Consider the following 552-nt stretch of genomic DNA (forward strand, 5'->3'; position numbering starts at 1 on the left):
AGTTCGTTGTTGCCGGCCTTCGGCGTGGTCACGCGCAGCGGGCCGTCGCCACCGTGGTAGTCATTGGGGCCGATGTCGCGGGTTTCCGCCTTGCGGAAGTACGGCAGGCAGTCCAGGTAGGTCCAGTCTTCCAGGCCCGGCATGCTGGCCCAGTTGTCGTAATCCATCGCGTTGCCACGGATGTAGCACATGCCGTTGATCAGCGACGAGCCGCCCAGGCCCTTGCCGCGGCCGCAGTCCATGCGGCGGTTGTTCATGAAGGGCTCGGGATCGGTCTTGTACGCCCAGTTGTAGCGCTTGCCCTGCAGCGGGAAGGCCAGTGCCGCCGGCATCTGGGTACGGAAGTCGAGCCGGTAGTCCGGGCCACCGGCTTCCAGCAGCAGCACGCTGACATCGGCATCTTCGGTGAGGCGGGTGGCCAGCACGTTGCCGGCCGAACCGGCGCCGATGATGATGTAGTCGTACTCGTTGTGGGTGCTCATGGGTGTCTCCTGCAGGCCGGGGCGCGCTGCGTGCAGGCGTCCCGGCGGAATGTCGGATCGGCGCGGTGGC

Annotated in this window: 1 protein-coding gene; it reads right to left on the minus strand. The window is 66.8% G+C overall.

Annotated elements, in window-relative coordinates:
• Nucleotides 1–482, minus strand: a 482-nt coding sequence (locus DAI20_RS20100) for a GMC family oxidoreductase N-terminal domain-containing protein (protein ID WP_205781538.1), incomplete at its 3' end; no start/stop codon positions are given.
• Between the last annotated feature and the right edge of the window lie 70 nt (nucleotides 483–552).

This window comes from Planctomonas deserti, from assembly GCF_003067705.1.
Taxonomy (GTDB): domain Bacteria; phylum Actinomycetota; class Actinomycetes; order Actinomycetales; family Microbacteriaceae; genus Planctomonas; species Planctomonas deserti.